This is a genomic window from Stenotrophomonas sp. SrG, assembly GCF_050031795.1.
GTDB lineage: Bacteria > Pseudomonadota > Gammaproteobacteria > Xanthomonadales > Xanthomonadaceae > Stenotrophomonas > Stenotrophomonas rhizophila_A.
This window is the reverse complement of sequence record NZ_JBNBBE010001865.1, coordinates 1-229: the sequence shown is the minus strand read 5'-3', so window position 1 is coordinate 229 and position 229 is coordinate 1. Positions and strand designations below refer to the sequence as shown.

Genomic DNA, 229 nt, shown 5'->3' with positions numbered 1-229 from the left:
CAACGGCGGCAGCGGCCAGTGCCTCGACGCCTTCGGTGCCCGGCAGCGCATCGGCCGCCAGCGAGCGCTTGATGATGCTCTCGGCGTTACCGGTGACTGCGGTGATTTCCGGCACGTCGGTCATCGCGAAGGCACCAGTCATGGTGTGCCCCGCGCGCCGCAGGGTAGCGGTGCCCGGTTGCGGCGCCGCCTGCGCTTCTGCCAGCCCGGCCTGCCGCGTGGCGGGGTG

Annotated in this window: 1 protein-coding gene; it reads right to left on the bottom strand. The window is 72.9% G+C overall.

Annotated features, from left to right (window positions below; all coding sequences use genetic code 11):
- A partial coding sequence (locus tag ACQG3P_RS25655; RefSeq protein WP_426806617.1) for a hypothetical protein occupies window positions 1–229 on the bottom strand: 229 nt, incomplete at both ends.